Raw genomic sequence first — 13,345 nt, 5'->3', positions numbered from 1 at the left:
GCCGGTCGTTCAGCGGCTGCGGCTGCCCCGCCACAGCGCCACGGCCGCCGCGAGGAAGAGGATGCCGACGCCGCCGGCGAGCGGCGCGAGGAGGCCGATGGGGTGCGGCTCCTCCGGGGCGGGCTGCGGGCCGGGACCGAAGTAGCGGCCGCGGTAGCCGGCGACGGCGGCCTTGGGGTCGGCGCCCTTGAGCGCGCCGCCCGCCTTGATCGCGGCGGCCGGGTCGACCGTGCCGTAGCCCTTCTGGTCGCTGCGGCCGCCGTCGGGGCGGTTGCGGGCGGTGTCGACGAGGAGCCGCTTGACCTGCGCGGGCGTGAGGTCGGGATGGGCGGCGCGGACGAGGGCGACGGCGCCGGAGACGAACGCGGCGGCGGCGCTGGTGCCCCAGCCCTCGTAGTAGCGGCGGTCGGGGTCGGCGATGACGATGTCGTCGCCGGGAGCCGAGACGGTGGCGTACCAGCGGCTGGTGGAGAAGGAGGCGTGGGTGCCGTAGCGGTCGACGGCGGCGACGGCGATGACGCCGGGATAGGCGGCCGGGAAGGAGATGTGGTCGCCCTTCTCGCCGCCGTTGCCGGCGGAGGCGACGACGGAGACGCCCTTGCCGAGGGCGTACTGGACGGCGGCGTCCTCGCCGGCGTCGGGATGGGCCGACTCGGAGTCGTCGCCGAGGGAGAGGTTGATGACGTCGGCGCCGTGGTCGGCGGCCCAGCGGATGCCCTCGGCGAGGGCGGTGCCGCGGGTCTTGCGGGCCTTGTCGCGCGCCTTGTCGGTGCCTTCGAGGATGACCCGGACCGGCAGGATCCGGACCTTCGGGGCGACGCCGAGGACGCCGTCCTGGGCGCCGGGCCCGTGGCCGTGCCCGGCGATGATGCCGGCCATGGCGGTGCCGTGGCGGGCCCAGGCCCGGTCGCCGCGGGCGGCGCCGAAGCCGACGAGGTCGGTGCCGGGCAGGACGGAGCCGGCGAGGTCGGGGTGGGTGGCGTCGACGCCGGTGTCGAGGACGGCGACGGTGACGCCCTCGCCGCGGGTGGTCTGCCAGGCCTGGGCGGTGTGCAGGGCGTCGAGACCCCACTGACGGGCGCGGATGGTGTCGGCGTACGCGGGTGTGGTGGCCGCGGGGAGGACGGCGAAGGCGGCGGCGAGGAGGGCGGCGACGGTACGGCGCGGGGCCCGGGGCCCGGCCGGGGTCGGGGTGCGGGTCACCGCTGGTCCTCCTGGAGGCCGGCGGCGACGGTACGGCGCAGGGCGCGTTCGACGGCGTCGCCGACGCCCTTGGCCTCGTGGCCGAGGCCGGCCTGGGCGACGGCGGTCTCCCGCTTGGGCGTCGTGGCCCGGTCGGCGGGCTCGGGTTCGGCCACGTCGCGGCCGTCGGCGAAGCCGGAGACGGCGGTGACGACCACGGGCAGGTCGGGCAGCACGTGCCGCCACCAGCTGCCTCGTTGCCGGTCGCCGAAGCGGGCGGCGACGGTGGCGGGCGCGGACAGGGCGGGCGGCGGCTCGTCGGCGGCCCGGGAGCCGAGGGTCTTCATGGTGGCGGGGTCGGCCTGGGTGAAGACGAGGGCGACGGTGGTGACGTTCGAGGAGGTGGCGTCGGTGTAGGTGGCGCGCAGGACGCGGTCGCAGCCGACGGTACGGAGGGTGGTGTTCAGGGCCTTGGGGAGGCTGGCGGCGGTGCAGGGCGCGTCGGGTGCGACGACGATCCGGGTCCAGGTGCGGGCGGATCCGCCGGGACCGGCGGAGGGACCGGCGAGGGTGGGCGGGAAGAGGGTGTCGACGGGCGCGTTGTGCCAGAGGGCGCGGGCCGGCGTGAACCCGGCCGGTTCGGCGGGCTCGCCGGCCCCGCTCCCGGCGAGCAGCGCGCCGGTGAGCGCGCCGCCGACCAGCCCGAGGGCGAGCACGGCGCAGGCCGCGGCGGCGACGACACGTCCGGCGTGCCGGTCCCGGACGGGCCGCAGCCGGGTGGTGGTCTCGACGGCCGCCTCGCCGCCGAGGGCCCAGGGGTCGTACGCGTACGGCGTCCGCGGGGCGCGGCCGTTGCTTCCGGCCCGCACCGGTCCGGTGTCGCGGATCGGCCGGAGCCGCGTGGTCGTCTCGACGGCGGGCTCACCGCCCACGACGGGCCGCTCGGGCGGCAACGGCTGCCCGGCCGACCGCACCCGCCCGGCCTCCGCCGAGCCGCCGGCCAGGGACGCGCCGGACGCCACGGATGCCACGGACGCCTGACCGACGGCCGGAGGCGCGGCGGGCCGCGAAGGTCCGCCCGTCGCGGGCGCAACGGCACCGACCCCGGGCGCGGTGGGCGCGGCGGACGCCCGGCGAGCGGTCGGCGCCGAAGGCCCGGCAGGGCCCGCGGCCGCCCGGCCCGCGGTCCGGCCCGCGGTCGACGCGGGCGTGGCCCCGGCGGCCCCCGTGGCCCCTGTCGGCGCCGGACCCGCGGCCAGCGGTGCCTTGGTGTCGGGGCGGCCCTGGTGGTCCGGGCGGTCCCGGTGGTCCGGGCGGCCTTGGTGGTCCGGGCGGTCCGAGGGCAGGAGGGCGTCGGTGATGCGGGACGTGGGGCGCTGCGGCTCGGTGCTCATCCCCGTCCCTCTGGTCGATCTGCGAAAGCAATGGCCGCCACTCTACGGGCTGTTCCCCCTGGTGCGGGAACCCAGGGGCTACCCACCCCTATACCCGTCTGGCAAGCTCGGGCCATGACTCCCCGTGCCGCCGACCGCGCCCGGTACGACCGGGCCACCGCCCACCTCGACGCGCCGCTCGCCCTCGTGGATCTGGAGGCTTTCGACGCGAACGCGGACGATCTGGTCCGCCGGGCCGGGGGCAAGCCGGTGCGGGTCGCGAGCAAGTCGGTGCGCTGCAGGGCGCTTCTGGAGCGGGTGCTCGCGCGGGAGGGATTCGCGGGAGTGATGTCGTTCACGCTCGCGGAGTCGCTGTGGCTGGCACGGGCCGGGTTCGAGGACGTGCTGCTGGCCTATCCGTCCGCCGACCGCGCCGGTTTCGCGGAGCTCGCGGGCGACGCCAAGCTGGCCGGCGCCGTGACGGTGACGGTGGACGACGTGGCGCAGCTCGATCTGATCGAGGCGTCGCGGGCGGGCGGCACGCAGGAGATCCGGGTCTGTCTGGAGCTGGACACCTCGCTGCGCCTGCTGGGCGGCCGGCTGCGCTTCGGGGCGCTGCGTTCGCCGCAGCGGGAGCCGGCCCAGCTGGCCGAGCTGGCCCGTTCGGTGGCGCGCCGGCCGGGTTTCCGGCTGGTGGGTCTGATGGCGTACGAGGGTCATGTGGCGGGCGTCGGGGACACGGTCACGGGCCGCCCGCTGCGCTCGCGCGCGGTCCGGCTGATGCAGGCCGCGGCGCGCCGGGAGCTCGCGGGCCGGCGGGCGGCGGTGGTGCGGGCGGTGCGGTCGGTGGCGCCGGATCTGGAGTTCGTCAACGGCGGCGGCACGGGCAGTGTGCAGCACACGGCGGCCGAGGAGGCGGTGACGGAGATCGCCGCGGGTTCGGGGCTCTACGTGCCGCGGCTCTTCGACGACTACTCGTCCTTCACGGGCCGCCCGGCCGCCCTCTTCGCCCAGCCGGTGGTGCGCCGCCCGGGTGTGGGCGTGGTGACCGTCCTCGGCGGCGGCTATCCGGCCTCGGGCGCCGCCGGCCGGGACCGGCTGCCGGTCCCCTACCTCCCGGAGGGGCTGCGCTACGACCGGCGGGAGGGCCCGGGCGAGGTGCAGACGCCGCTGCTCGGCTCGCCGGCCGACGACCTCCGGATCGGCGACAAGGTGTGGTTCCGGCACGCGAAGGCCGGCGAGCTGTGCGAGCGCTTCGACACCCTGCACCTGGTGGCGGGCGACCGGGTGACGGCCGCCGTGCCCACCTACCGGGGCGAGGGCCGGACGTTCCTCTAGGACGCGTCGTACGCGTCGTACGCGTCGTACGCCGCCGCCCGGCCGGGACCCGCGGTCAGTACACCGAGTCCTGCTGGTCGGGGACGACGCTGCCGTCCGTCCGCCGTACCGGCTGCGGGGTGCCGTCGGCCGCCGTGTATCCGGTGGTGGCGCACGGGTACGGGCTCGTCCTGCGCTTCTTCGGTTCGATGAACATGGGGTTCACCAGCCAGCGGCCGTCGGCGTCGTCGTAGGCCCGGCACATCAGCTCGTTCTTGTTGCGGTTGAGGACGAGGCGCAGTCCGGTGGCGTCGCGCAGGAAGGAGACGTCGGTGTCGGAGTCGCCGGCGGCGAAGACCGGGCGGCGGGCGGGGTCCTGGACGCGTTCGGCGGCGGGGCCGCGGACGCCGAAGATCTCCTGGTTGATCCAGCAGCGCTTGCCGTCGATGTAGGTGATCGTCGCGTCCTCGCCGTCGCGGACGGATCCGCAGCCCTGGAGGTGGGAGGTGAGGCGGCCGTGGTCGGTGGTGTTGCGGATGCCGACGGTGTGGGAGGCGTCGACGCCGACGCCCTCGGCCCAGACCTCGACGACCGGTTCGGGTGAGGCGGAGACGATCCAGACGTCGAAGCCGGCGGCCTTGAGGGCGCGGACGAGGTCGCGCTGCTGCTCGTAGTAGCGGACCCAGCCGGTGACCTGCCGGCTGCCGACCTGCTGGGTGGCGCCTTGCGGGGCGGCGAGGTTCTCGGCGCGGGCGGCGGCGGCGAAGGAGCGGACCTGGCGGGTGGTCCAGCCGTGCAGGAGCTGGGCGAGCCAGGCGTACTGCGGTTCCATGCGGCGGTGGTCGTAGCCGGCGAAGGCGGCCTCGCCGCCGCTGGTGGTGCCGGAGCCGTAGACGGACAGGAGTTCGTCGGCGCAGCGGGTGTCGGTGGCGGTGGGCAGGGCGCGGACGGCGGTGGGGCAGGCCTCGCCGAGGGCGGCGGCGGCCGCGGGGGTCAGGTAGCGGCTGGTGGTGGACCAGTCGCCGTGCTTCGGCGGCCGGACGCGGTCGTTGCGCAGCAGCCAGTGGAAGGTGGCGTCGCCGACGTCGTTCTTGACGACGGTGTTGTCCCAGTCGAAGACCGCGACGGGCTTCTTGCGGCCCGCGCGGCGGTCCTGGCAGTGGTCGGCGATCAGGGCGTCGATGCGGGCCTCGTTGTCTCCGTACCAGCCTTCGGAGATCGTGAGGGCGGGGCAGTCGGCGGGCTTCGCCTGGGCGGTGGTGGCGGGGAGGAGACCGGTGGCGGCGAGGGCGAGGGCGAGGGCGGCCGCGGCGGCGGAGGCGCGGAGCTTGGCGTTCATGATCACTCTCCTGGGTGTACGCAGGACAGCCGGGCGCCTTGCGACGCCCGGCTGTCGGGTGGGGGGATGCGGGGTGAACGGTTAGAGCGGGGTCACGTACGCGCCGGAGATGCCGCCGTCGACGAGGAAGTCGGTGGCGTTGACGAAGGAGGAGTCGTCGCTGGCGAGGAAGGCGACCGCGGCGGCGATCTCCTCGGCCTCGGCGAACCGGCCGACCGGGATGTGGACCAGGCGGCGCGCGGCGCGCTCGGGGTCCTTGGCGAACAACTCCTGCAGGAGCGGGGTGTTGACGGGGCCGGGGCAGAGCGCGTTGACGCGGATGCCCTCGCGGGCGAACTGGACGCCGAGCTCGCGGGACATGGCGAGCACGCCGCCCTTGGAGGCGGTGTAGGAGATCTGGCTGGTGGCCGCGCCCATGATCGCGACGAAGGAGGCGGTGTTGATGATGGAGCCCTTGCCCTGCCGGCGCATGTAGGGCAGGGCGGCCTTGCAGCACAGGTAGACGGAGGTGAGGTTGACGTCCTGGACGCGCTTCCAGGCCTCCAGGCCGGTCTCCAGGATGGAGTCGTCGTCGGGCGGCGAGATGCCGGCGTTGTTGAAGGCGATGTCGACGGAGCCGTAGGTCTCGAAGGCGGTGCGGAAGAGGGCCTCGACCTCCTCCGGGTCGGTGACGTCGACCTTGACGAAGGTGCCGCCGACCTCCTCGGCGGCGGCCTTGCCGGCCCGCTCGTCGATGTCTCCGCAGACCACGTTCGCGCCCTCGGAGGCGAGGCGGCGGGCGGTGGCGAGGCCGATGCCGCTGCCGGCGCCGGTGATGACGGCGGTGCGGCCGACGAGCCGGCGGCAGATGTTCTCGTTGCTCACAGTGCGGGGCCCTCCGTGCTGATGAAGACGTTCTTGGTTTCGGTGAAGGCGGTCAGGGCGTCGGGGCCCAGCTCCCGGCCGAGGCCGGACTGGCCGAAGCCGCCGAACGGGGTCCAGTAGCGGACGCTGGAGTGGGAGTTGACGGAGAGGTTGCCGGCCCGGACGGCGCGGGTGGCGCGCAGGGCGCGGCCGACGTCTCGGGTCCAGATCGAGCCGGACAGGCCGTACGGGGTGGCGTTGGCGAGCCGGATCGCGTCGGCCTCGTCCTCGAACGGCAGGACGACGGCGACGGGCCCGAAGACCTCCTCGACGGCGCAGGGCGCGTCCTCGGGGACGCCGGTGAGGAGGGTCGGCGGGTACCAGAAGCCGGGGCCTTCGGGGGCCTTGCCGCGGACGGCGGTGAGGTCGTCGGTGACGTAGGCGCGGACGCGGTCGAGCTGGGCGCGGGAGATGAGCGGGCCCATCTGGGTGCGCTCGTCGAGCGGGTCGCCGACGACGATCTCCTCGATCGCGGGCGTGAGCAGCTCCAGGAAGCGGTCGTGGACGCTGCGCTGGACGAGGATGCGGGTGCGGGCGCAGCAGTCCTGGCCGCTGTTGTCGAGGAAGGCCATCGGGGCGGCGGCCGCGGCGGCTTCCAAGTCGGCGTCGGCGAAGACGATGTTGGGGCTCTTGCCGCCGAGTTCGAGGGTGACCCGCTTCACCTGGCCGGCGGCCTTGGCCATGATCTGCTTGCCGACCCGGGTGGAGCCGGTGAAGACGACCTTGGCGACGCCGGGGTGTTCGACGAGGGCGTCGCCGGCGACCGGGCCCTCGCCGGGCAGCACCTGGAAGAGGTCCTCGGGCAGTCCGGCCTCCAGGGCGAGTTCGGCGAGCCGGAGGGCGGTGAGCGGGGTGGTCTCGGCGGGCTTGAGGAGGACGGCGTTGCCGGCGGCGAGGGCGGGTGCGGTGGCCCAGGCGGCGATCGGCATGGGGAAGTTCCAGGGCGCGATGACGCCGACGACGCCGAGGGGTTCGAGGATCGTGAGGTCGATGCCGCCGGGGACGGGGATCTGGCGTCCGTTGAGGCGTTCGGCTCCGCCGGCCGCGTAGTCGAGCAGGTCGCGGACGTTGCCGGCCTCCCAGCGGGCGTTGCCGATGGTGTGGCCGGCCTCGCGGACCTCGAGCAGGGCCAGTTCCTCGACGTGGGCGTCGACGACGGCGGCGAAGCGGCGCAGCAGCCGGGCGCGATCGGCTGGCGCGGCGGCGGCCCAGTGCCGCTGGGCGTCGGCGGCGCGGGCGACGGCGGTGTCGACGTCGGCGCGGGTGGCGGCGGGGACGGTGGCGACGAGCTCCTCGGTCGCCGGGTTCAGGACGTGCAGTTGGTGCGGCAAGTCGTTCCTCACATGCGTTCGAAGGAGCGGCGCAGTTCCCAGTCGGTGACGGCGGCGTCGTAGGCGTCGAGTTCGACGCGGGCCATGTTGCGGTAGTGGGCGACGACCTCGGGGCCGAAGGCGGCCTTGGCGATCTCGCTGTTCTCCCAGAGCTCGGCGGCCTCGCGCAGGGTGGTGGGGACGTGCTCGTACTCGCCGGCGTAGGCGTTGCCAGTGCAGGCGGGCGGGAGTTCGAGGCCCTGCTCGATGCCGTGCAGGCCGGCGGCGACGAGTCCGGCGACGGCAAGGTACGGGTTGACGTCGCCGCCCGGGAGGCGGTTCTCGAAGCGGGTGGAGCGGCCGTGGCCGACGACCCGCAGCGCGCAGGTGCGGTTGTCGTGGCCCCAGGCGACGGCGGTGGGAGCGAAGGAGCCGGGCTGGAAGCGCTTGTAGGAGTTGATGTGGGGGGCGTAGAGGAGCGAGAAGTCGCGGAGGGCGGCGAGCTGTCCGGCGAGGAAGTGCCGCATGACGTCGGACATGCCGTCCGGCCCGTCGCCGGCCATGACGTTGCGCCCGTCGGCGTCCTGGAGGGAGAGGTGGATGTGGCAGGAGTTGCCCTCGCGTTCGTTGTACTTGGCCATGAAGGTGAGCGAGCAGCCCTCCTGGGCGGCGATCTCCTTGGCGCCGGTCTTGTAGACGGCGTGCTGGTCGCAGGTGACCAGGGCCTCGTCGTAGCGGAAGGCGATCTCGTGCTGGCCGGGGTTGCACTCGCCCTTGGCGGACTCGACGGTGAGGCCGGCGCCGGCCATCTCGTTGCGGATGCGGCGCAGCAGGGGCTCGATCCGGCCGGTTCCCAGCACCGAGTAGTCGATGTTGTACTGGTTGGCCGGCGTCAGGCCGCGGTAGTTGGCGTCCCAGGCCTGCTCGTAGGTGTCCTTGAAGACGATGAACTCCAGCTCGGTGCCGACGTGGGCGGTGAAGCCGTGGGCGGCGAGGCGTTCGAGCTGGCGGCGCAGGATCTGGCGGGGCGCCGCGACGACGGGGCTGCCGTCGCTCCAGGCGAGGTCGGCCGTCACCATGGCGGTGGCCTCGTTCCAGAGGAGGCGGCGCAGGGTGGAGAGGTCGGGGAGCATGGCGAAGTCGCCGTAGCCGCGGTCCCAGGAGGACATCTCGTAGCCGTCGACGGTGTTCATCTCGGTGTCGACGGCCAGAAGATAGTTGCAGCCCTCGGTGCCGTGGTCGAGCACCTCGTCGAGGAAGAACGGCGCGGCGAACCGCTTGCCCTGGAGCCTGCCCTGCATGTCGGGGAAGGCCAGGACGACGGTGTCGATCTCGCCGCTCGCGACGAGCGCGCGGAGCTCGTCGAGGGGAAGCGGTGATGTGCGGTCTGCCACGGGATTACTCCTCCTTCGGCCTGCCGGGAGCCATAAGGTATTGCTCAGGACCATTGCTTGGGAAGGGGAAACGGAAACGTGGCCAGTACGAGTGAATCGGCGGACCGGCTGACACCGGTGCTGCGGCCGGTGCGCGCGGGCAACGGCTTCGAGGAGGCCCTGGAGCAGATCCTGCAGGTGGTGCGGCTCGGCCTGGTGCCGGGCGGGGAGCGGCTGCCGGCCGAGCGGGAGCTCGCGGAGCGGATGGGAATCAGCCGGGTCACGCTGCGCGAGGTCCTCAAGGTGCTGCAGGAGCAGGGCCTGGTGGAGAGCCGGCGCGGCCGGTACGGCGGCACGTTCGTGCTGCGCCGCCCGCAGACCGCCGACGAGGCGGAGCTGCGGCGCCGGATCGCGGCCGTGGACATCGAGGACACGCTGCGCTTCCGCGAGGTCCTGGAGGTGGGCGCGGCCGGCCTGTGCGCGGCGCACGGCCTGGACGAGGAGGGTGCCGGCCGGCTGCGGGCGGCGCTCGCGGCGACGCACGACGCGCCGCTCGGCGACTACCGGCGGCAGGACACGCTGCTCCATCTGACGCTGGCCGAGCTGTCCGGCTCGCCGACGCTGACGGCGCAGTACGCGGCGGTCCGGGCGACCGTCAACGACCTGCTGGACTGCATCCCGCTGCTCGTACGCAATCTGGAGCACTCGCAGCACCAGCACACGGCGCTGGTGGAGGCGGTGCTCGACGGGGACGCGGACGCGGCGCGCGAGGTGATGCGGGAGCACTGCGCGGGCACGGCGGCGCTGCTGCGCGGCTTCCTCACCTGAGGACGGGAGGCGTGCGGGCTCGAAGCGTCACCCGAAAGTAACGCAGAGGGCTTGCGCCGGCCGCCCCCGCGACGCAAAGGTATGGCACCAATCCATTGGGCCCGTTGCGGGGAGCTGAGTGCGGCCATGACGCTGGAAGACACCTCAGGCACCACAGGAAACACCACCGCGCCCGACGACTACCTGGAACGGCGCACACTGCGCCGGGGCAGCGCCGGCTGGCTGCTGCTCACCGGGCTCGGCGTGGCGTACGTCGTCTCCGGCGACTTCTCGGGCTGGAACATCGGCCTGTCCAAGGGCGGCTTCGGCGGACTCGCCGTCGCGATGGTCCTCATGGGCGCGATGTACGCCTGTCTGGTCTTCTCGCTCGCCGAGCTGTCCGCCATCCTGCCCACGGCGGGCGGCGGCTACGGCTTCGCGCGGCGGGCGCTCGGCACCTGGGGCGGCTTCCTGACCGGCACGGCGATCCTGATCGAGTACGTGCTGGCGCCCGCCGCCATCTCGATCTTCATCGGCGACTACGTGGAGTCCCTCGGGCTCTTCGGCCTGGAGTCGGGCTGGCCCGTCTACCTCGCCTGCTTCGCGCTCTTCATCGGCATCCACCTGTGGGGCGTGGGCGAGGCGCTGCGCTTCAGCCTGATCGTCACCGCCGTCGCGGTGGCCGCGCTGCTCGTCTTCGCGCTCGGCGCGCTCAGCGACTTCCATGTGAACGGCCTGAACGACATCCCGGTGGACGACGGCGCCTTCGGCGCGAACTCCTGGCTGCCCTTCGGCGTCCTCGGCATCTGGGCCGCGTTCCCCTTCGGCATGTGGTTCTTCCTGGGCGTCGAGGGCGTGCCGCTGGCCGCCGAGGAGGCCAAGGACCCGGTGCGCTCGATGCCGCGGGCGCTCGCGCTGTCCATGGGCATCCTGGTGCTGCTCGCGGTGGTGACCTTCTTCGCCGCGACCGGGGCGCGCGGCTCGGCCGCCGTCCAGGAGGCCGGCAACCCGCTGGTGGTCGCGCTCGAGGGCGACGGCGGGCCGACGGCCCTCAGCCGCTTCGTCAACTACGCCGGGCTCGCGGGCCTGGTCGCCTCCTTCTTCTCGCTGATCTACGCGGGCTCCCGCCAGCTCTTCGCGCTGTCCCGGGCCGGCTACCTGCCCCGCTTCCTCTCGCTCACCAGCCGCCGCAAGTCGCCGTACCTGGGGCTGCTGATCCCGGGCGCGCTCGGCTTCGCCCTGGCGGCGGGCACCGGGAACGGGGCGCGGATGCTGAACATCGCGGTGTTCGGCGCGACCATCTCGTACGCCCTGATGGCGCTCTCCCACATCGTGCTGCGCCGTCGCGAGCCGGGCCTCGCCCGCCCGTACCGGACGCCGGGCGGTGTGGTGACCTCGTCCGTCGCCTTCGTCCTCGCCCTGTCGGCCCTCGTCGCGACCTTCCTGGTCGACAAGGACGCGGCCCTCATGGCGCTCGGGGTGTACGTGGTCGCCCTCGCCTACTTCGCGTTCTACAGTCGCCGTCATCTGGTGGCGCGGGCGCCCGAGGAGGAGTTCGCGGCCCTGGCGGCGGCCGAGGCGGAACTCGAACGCTGATCGTCTCTTCAGGAATCCGGAGGATCTTGTGCCCAAGCCGCTCATCGGTGTGACGACCTATCTGGACCAGGCCCGCTGGGGCGTGTGGGACCTGCCGGCGGCGCTGCTGCCCGCCGCGTATCCCCGGCTGGTCCGGGAGAGCGGCGGGCTCGCCGTGATGCTGCCGCCGGACGAGCCGGACGCGGCGGCCGAGACCGTCGCCCGGCTGGACGGGCTGGTGATCGCGGGCGGCGCGGACGTCGAGCCCGTACGGTACGGGGCCGAGCCCGACCCGCGGACCGGTCCGCCGGCCCGGGCCCGGGACAGCTGGGAACTGGCCCTGATCGAGGCGGCCCTCGCCGCCGGGACGCCGCTGCTCGGGATCTGCCGCGGCATGCAGCTGCTCAACGTGGCCCTGGGCGGCACCCTCGTCCAGCATCTGGAGGGCCACACCGAGGCGGTCGGCGTCATGGGCCGCCATCCCGTGACGCCGGTGCCCGGCACCCGCTACGCCGCCCTGGTGCCGGAGCGGACCTCGGTGCCGACCTATCACCACCAGTGCGTCGACGTCCTCGGCAAGAACCTCGTCGTCTCCGCGCACGCCGCCGACGGCACCGTCGAGGCGGTCGAACTGCCCGCGCCGGTCTGGGCGCTGGGCGTCCAGTGGCACCCGGAGATGGGCGAGGACCTGCGGGTGATGCGGGCCCTGGTGGAGGCGGCGGCCGTCACCGGGTGACCCGTCCGCGCATCAGCAGGGCGTAGAGGACGCCGGAGACGACCATGCCGACGGGCAGGGACAGGTCGACGTCGCCGAGGGCGCGGGCCACCGGGCCCGTGTAGGCCGTGTCGACGCACAGGGCGGCGAGGCCGCCGCCGACGAGCACGGCGCCGGCGCCGGCGGGACTGACGCCGGCGGTGTACCAGAAGGGTCCCGACGGCGACTCGTCCATCAGCGCCGGGCCGTCGTAGCGGCCCCGGCGCAGCAGGATGTCGACCCCGTACACGGTCATGGCCGGGCCGAGCAGGACGACGGTCAGCTGCAGGACGTTGCTGACGGTGTCCAGGAAGTTGGAGACGAACAGCGCGTAGAGCGTCAGGGCGACCGCGACCGTGCCGTCCACGAGGACGCTGCGCGAGCGGCGGATGCGCAGGCCCACGGCCTGCAGGGCGAGGCCGGCGCTGTAGGCGGTCATCGCGTTGATCGCGATCGTGCCGAGGACGAGCGCCAGCAGGAACACCGGCGAGAACCAGTCCGGCAGCAGCGACTCCAGGGCCGCCTGCGGATCGGTCATGTCGACCACGGTCGCCGCCAGCGCGCCGAGCGCGCTCACCGCGACGCTGGGCAGGAAACCGCCGAGCGCGGTCCAGCCGGCGACCGCCCGCCGGGAGGTCGTCGCGGGCAGATAGCGCGAGAAGTCGGCGCTGGTGGTGTACGAGAGCGGACCCGCCGCGATGAGGGTGACGCCGGCGAGCAGGGCGGCCCACAGCGCGGCGCCGGTCAGCGGGGCGTCGGGCGCGTAGCGGAAGTCGGCGTGCCGGAGGACCGCGTAGGCGACGACGCCGAAGGCGGCCGTCAGCGCGATGGTGAGGGGCAGATAGAGCCGGACGATGAGGCCGTGCCCGTACACGCCGATGGTGAGGGTGACGGCCGCGATCACCAGGACCACGACGATCTTGACCCCGGTCGACGCGGTGACGCCCGCCTTCTCGACCAGTGCGAAGGCGGCGCCGGCCGCCGCGGCCAGGTTGAGCGCGAAGTAGCAGACGGAGATCGTCCAGCCGGTCACGGCGTTGTTGACGCGGTTGCCGCGCACTCCGTACATCGCCCGCGTGATGACCTCGCTCGGCGCGCCCGCCGCGGGCCCGGACACCGCGAGCAGGCCCGTGAGCAGCCAGAACAGGTTCCCGACGACGATCACCGCGAGCGCCTGCGCCAGCCCGAGTCCCATCAGCACCAGGGCGCCGCCGATGACGAGGCTGAGGTAGTTGACGTTGGCGGCGGCCCAGATCGAGAAGAGTTCGCTGGGGCGGCCGTGCCGCTCGGCGTCGGGGATGTGGTCGATGCCGTGCGACTCGATCCGGGTGGCGCTGTCGGTCGCGGACGGGTCGGGAGTGCTGGAAGCCATGCGGCCCTCCGGTGCTTTCGTGCCCACCTGGTTGCTTATT

At 74.0% G+C, this 13,345-nt stretch carries 11 protein-coding genes; 4 read left to right on the top strand and 7 right to left on the bottom strand.

Annotated elements, in window-relative coordinates; translation table 11 throughout:
* Positions 1-9: 9 nt before the first annotated feature.
* Positions 10-1,203: a type VII secretion-associated serine protease mycosin gene (gene mycP / locus ACIGO8_RS19630; protein ID WP_399731866.1), complete on the bottom strand. Its 1,194-nt coding sequence runs from the start codon at positions 1,201-1,203 to the stop codon at positions 10-12.
* Positions 1,200-2,213 carry a hypothetical protein gene (locus ACIGO8_RS19625; RefSeq protein WP_399731864.1) on the bottom strand — a complete coding sequence of 338 codons (1,014 nt, stop codon included), beginning with the start codon at positions 2,211-2,213 and terminating at the stop codon, positions 1,200-1,202. Before ACIGO8_RS19625 ends, mycP begins: the two co-directional genes overlap by 4 nt.
* Before the next feature lie 477 nt (positions 2,214-2,690).
* On the opposite strand from ACIGO8_RS19625, the gene ACIGO8_RS19620 reads away from it, so the two are divergent.
* A complete protein-coding gene (locus ACIGO8_RS19620; protein WP_399731861.1) occupies positions 2,691-3,893 on the top strand; it encodes an amino acid deaminase/aldolase in 1,203 nt (400 codons plus the stop codon).
* 55 nt (positions 3,894-3,948) lie between these two features.
* On the opposite strand, the gene ACIGO8_RS19615 is transcribed toward ACIGO8_RS19620, so the two are convergent.
* From ACIGO8_RS19615 to ACIGO8_RS19600, 4 genes are all read right to left on the bottom strand, one after another.
* Positions 3,949-5,211 carry an HAD family hydrolase gene (locus ACIGO8_RS19615; protein ID WP_399731858.1) on the bottom strand — a complete coding sequence of 421 codons (1,263 nt, stop codon included), beginning with the start codon at positions 5,209-5,211 and terminating at the stop codon, positions 3,949-3,951.
* 81 nt (positions 5,212-5,292) lie between these two features.
* Positions 5,293-6,075, bottom strand: a complete 783-nt coding sequence (locus ACIGO8_RS19610) for a 3-oxoacyl-ACP reductase (protein WP_399731855.1) — start codon at positions 6,073-6,075, stop codon at positions 5,293-5,295.
* The gene (locus ACIGO8_RS19605; protein WP_399731853.1) at positions 6,072-7,445 is read right to left on the bottom strand and encodes an aldehyde dehydrogenase family protein; all 1,374 of its coding nucleotides are present in this window, start codon (positions 7,443-7,445) and stop codon (positions 6,072-6,074) included. The genes ACIGO8_RS19610 and ACIGO8_RS19605 overlap by 4 nt, the downstream gene beginning before the upstream one ends.
* An 8-nt stretch (positions 7,446-7,453) precedes the next feature.
* Complete coding sequence (locus ACIGO8_RS19600; protein WP_399731850.1) at positions 7,454-8,818, bottom strand: glutamine synthetase family protein; 1,365 nt, start codon at positions 8,816-8,818, stop codon at positions 7,454-7,456.
* A gap of 78 nt (positions 8,819-8,896) precedes the next feature.
* Between ACIGO8_RS19600 and ACIGO8_RS19595 the strand changes: the two genes are divergently transcribed.
* The 3 genes from ACIGO8_RS19595 to ACIGO8_RS19585 all read left to right on the top strand — a co-directional run bounded on the left by ACIGO8_RS19595 (position 8,897) and on the right by ACIGO8_RS19585 (position 11,915).
* The gene (locus tag ACIGO8_RS19595) at positions 8,897-9,625 is read left to right on the top strand and encodes a FadR/GntR family transcriptional regulator (protein WP_399731847.1); all 729 of its coding nucleotides are present in this window, start codon (positions 8,897-8,899) and stop codon (positions 9,623-9,625) included.
* 126 nt (positions 9,626-9,751) lie between these two features.
* Positions 9,752-11,200: an ethanolamine permease gene (gene eat, locus ACIGO8_RS19590; RefSeq protein WP_399731845.1), complete on the top strand. Its 1,449-nt coding sequence runs from the start codon at positions 9,752-9,754 to the stop codon at positions 11,198-11,200.
* Between the two features lie 28 nt (positions 11,201-11,228).
* Positions 11,229-11,915 (top strand): gamma-glutamyl-gamma-aminobutyrate hydrolase family protein, encoded by a 687-nt coding sequence (locus ACIGO8_RS19585; RefSeq protein WP_399731842.1) that lies wholly within the window; start codon positions 11,229-11,231, stop codon positions 11,913-11,915.
* Here the strand turns inward: ACIGO8_RS19585 and ACIGO8_RS19580 are convergent.
* Positions 11,905-13,305 (bottom strand): purine-cytosine permease family protein, encoded by a 1,401-nt coding sequence (locus tag ACIGO8_RS19580; RefSeq protein ID WP_399731839.1) that lies wholly within the window; start codon positions 13,303-13,305, stop codon positions 11,905-11,907. The genes ACIGO8_RS19585 and ACIGO8_RS19580 overlap by 11 nt on opposite strands.
* Between the last annotated feature and the right edge of the window lie 40 nt (positions 13,306-13,345).

Source organism: Streptomyces sp. NPDC053493 (assembly GCF_044544825.1).
Classification (GTDB): Bacteria; Actinomycetota; Actinomycetes; order Streptomycetales; family Streptomycetaceae; genus Streptomyces.
The sequence above is the reverse complement of the archived record's forward strand: the minus strand, read 5'-3'. Positions and strand labels throughout refer to the sequence as shown.

What these genes read in the sequence shown, in the direction of transcription:
- ACIGO8_RS19620 (WP_399731861.1), top strand. Translation starts at nt 2,691, where the DNA reads ATGACTCCCCGTGCCGCCGACCGCGCCCGGTACGACCGGGCCACCGCC.
- ACIGO8_RS19615 (WP_399731858.1), bottom strand. Translation starts at nt 5,211, where the DNA reads ATGAACGCCAAGCTCCGCGCCTCCGCCGCCGCGGCCGCCCTCGCCCTC.
- eat (WP_399731845.1), top strand. Translation starts at nt 9,752, where the DNA reads ATGACGCTGGAAGACACCTCAGGCACCACAGGAAACACCACCGCGCCC.
- ACIGO8_RS19580 (WP_399731839.1), bottom strand. Translation starts at nt 13,305, where the DNA reads ATGGCTTCCAGCACTCCCGACCCGTCCGCGACCGACAGCGCCACCCGG.